Origin of the sequence: Staphylococcus sp. EZ-P03, assembly GCF_003344575.1 — a bacterium.
Classification (GTDB): Bacteria; Bacillota; Bacilli; order Staphylococcales; family Staphylococcaceae; genus Staphylococcus; species Staphylococcus simulans_B.
In genome coordinates this window covers 1-1,902 of record NZ_QPMO01000031.1, presented here as the reverse complement: position 1 = coordinate 1,902, position 1,902 = coordinate 1, and the positions used below count along the sequence as shown (strand labels likewise).

Below are 1,902 nucleotides of genomic sequence, written 5' to 3'. Positions count from 1 at the left end.
AAATTTAAAAGGCAAGACTCCTGTTGAATACAGAAATCTTGCCTTAGGAAATTAGCTTAATCAAAAAGTTCAACTTTTTGGGTTCGCTACATATCAGAGGATATGTTTTTATTTTTGCAGTTCTAATAATTCGCTGGTCATACGGCGTGTAGCTTGGTAGGCTTGTTGATAAATTTTGAAGTATGACTCATATGCCATATGACGTTTCAAATCAGGTTGGAAGGTTTTAGCATAATGAATAAAGGCTTTTGCGCAGTCTTTGAGTGTCGGATACCAGCCTAAACTGTATGCGGCTAACATCGCTGCTCCCATGCTTGGTCCTTCTTCATGTTTAAGTTTATAGATTTCCGCATTAAAGATATCGGCTTGAAGCTGAAGCCAAAAATCATTTTTTGCACCGCCGCCTGTTGAGACAATCTTAGTTACATTTCTTCCGATACTGCGTAAATAAATCAGAGAATCATATAAAGAATACGTAATACCTTCGACAACTGCACGACTAAAATCACCGCGAGTATGGCTGCTTGTAATACCGATAAAGCTGCCTCGAATGGAAGCATCGCCATGCGGTGTACGTTCACCGACTAAGTAAGGTGTGAAAATCAAACCATGGGCACCGATATCAGATGCTTTTGCGTCCTCCATCAATGTATTAAAATCATCATCAGGATAAAATTCGCGTTTGAACCAGCTTAAACTGTGACCAGCACTGAGTGTCACACCCATCAAATAGTTTACATCCGGTACAGCATGATTCATTAAATGAATTTTATGGCCGTAACCCTCTGCTTCTCCGATCGGTTCGCAGATTAATAACACACCGGACGTTCCGATACTGCAAATCGCATCATTCGGTCTGATGACACCTGAGCCTAGTGCAGCACAAGCATTATCCGCACCTCCTGCAAATACTGGAATGTCTTCTGTGAGATTCAACTCTGTTTTCAACGCTTCTGTAAGGCTGCCTGCTTGATCATGTGATTGAAGCAGATCTGGATAGATATGGTCCGGAATATCAAACGCAGCACCTAATGCTTTATCCCATTGTTTCGTTTGCGGATTCAATAACATTGTCGCTGCTGCATCCGAATATTCTGTATGTACTTCGCCTGTTAAACTATAGCGCAAATAGTCTTTCGGCAGCATAAAAGTATCAAGTTGCGACCATAATTCTGGCTCATTTTGTTTTACCCATAGTAATTTTGTCAGCGTAAAACCTTCTACGACCGGGTTGCCAAGCACTTGTTCGCCGTATTTCTCTTTAATTTGTTCACATTGCGGTGTTGTACGTGTATCGTTCCATAGAATCGCTCTTCTTAATGGCTGCCCATCTTGATTAATCATTACAAGCCCATGCATTTGTCCTGAGAATGAAATGCCTTTAATCTCATGCTTTGTGACGGCTTCTTGTTTGAGTAAATGTTTTAATCCTAAAACAGCTGCGTCATGCCATTCTGTCGGATCTTGTTCTGAATAACCTGGGTACGGTTGATAAAGTTTAAGCGGTTCGCTTTGTGTGCCGATGACGTTGCCCGAGCGGTCAACTGCAATCAGTTTAATTGCGCTCGTACCTAAGTCGATTCCTATTACCGCTTCTTTTGTCATATACATCTTCCTTTCTCTGTGATAAACGATAGGTTTATTGTAATATCATGAAAAGAATTGTCTCTGTCTTAATTGATTATAGTATATCGCTTTTTCAACAATAAATATATTAAAGTTGTCATAAAATGTGATGTTAAACGTACAAGTACACAATAAGAATAAACAACATTTGCGAAAAGAAGCCATTCAAAAAAACACACGAGCAAAATTGTAGTGAACCCCAAAAGTTGAACTTTTTGATTAAACTATTTTCCTAAGGCAAGATTTCTGTACTCAACAGGAGTCTTGCCTTTTAAA

Annotated in this window: 1 protein-coding gene; it reads right to left on the bottom strand. The window is 39.6% G+C overall.

All coding sequences use genetic code 11. The annotated features are described in order from the left end of the window. Nucleotides 1-108: 108 nt before the first annotated feature. On the bottom strand, nucleotides 109-1,605 hold the full coding sequence (xylB, locus tag DVJ99_RS12540) for a xylulokinase (RefSeq protein WP_114604507.1): 1,497 nt from the start codon (nucleotides 1,603-1,605) through the stop codon (nucleotides 109-111). Nucleotides 1,606-1,902 lie beyond the last annotated feature (297 nt).